At 58.8% G+C, this 497-nt stretch carries 1 protein-coding gene and 1 pseudogene; both read right to left on the bottom strand.

What is annotated here, in order from left to right; translation table 11 throughout:
- Positions 1–371 (bottom strand): C40 family peptidase (locus J5M57_RS28165; protein WP_207938501.1); only part of this gene is annotated, 371 nt, incomplete at its 3' end.
- 5 nt (positions 372–376) lie between these two features.
- Positions 377–497, bottom strand: a pseudogene (locus tag J5M57_RS28160) (phage minor tail protein L); the annotation flags it as partial.

The raw sequence follows: 497 nt of genomic DNA, 5'->3' as shown, positions 1-497 counted from the left end.
GGTGTGTAACAGTCCGTCACACCGTGCTCAAAGCGCCGCCCGGTGAGATGCGGCACACAGCGGAACTTATGAATCGTCCCCCGGCAGACCAGCCACCACGGCAAATCACTCTGCACCTGCAGCCGCCGGTCGGCCTCACTCAGCCAGGGCAGACCACCGGGGTGGCTGTGGACCAGCGCCACAATCTCACCCTGCATTTCTGCCTGCAGCCAGTCTTCCGGCGACATACGGAAATACGCCTCCGGCTCACCGGAGATATTCACGCAGGGGAAATATCTTTCCCCCTCCGGCGTGCTTACCACGAAGCCGCACGACTCCGCTGGCGCACATCGCCGGGCGTGCGCCAGAATCGCTGATTCTGTCTGTGTCATGGGATTTACTGCGAAAGTTTGTTAATGGAAAGGAAGCCGCCAAAGTTGCCGACGTTATTGCGGAACTTACAACCGCTCAGGCATTTGCTGCATTTATCCTTCGTGATATCGGACGTTGGCTGGTCA

The sequence above is a fragment of the Pseudomonas sp. 86_A genome, from assembly GCF_017491705.1.
In the GTDB taxonomy this organism is placed as follows: domain Bacteria; phylum Pseudomonadota; class Gammaproteobacteria; order Pseudomonadales; family Pseudomonadaceae; genus Aquipseudomonas; species Aquipseudomonas koreensis.
The sequence above is the reverse complement of the archived record's forward strand: the minus strand, read 5'-3'. Positions and strand labels throughout refer to the sequence as shown.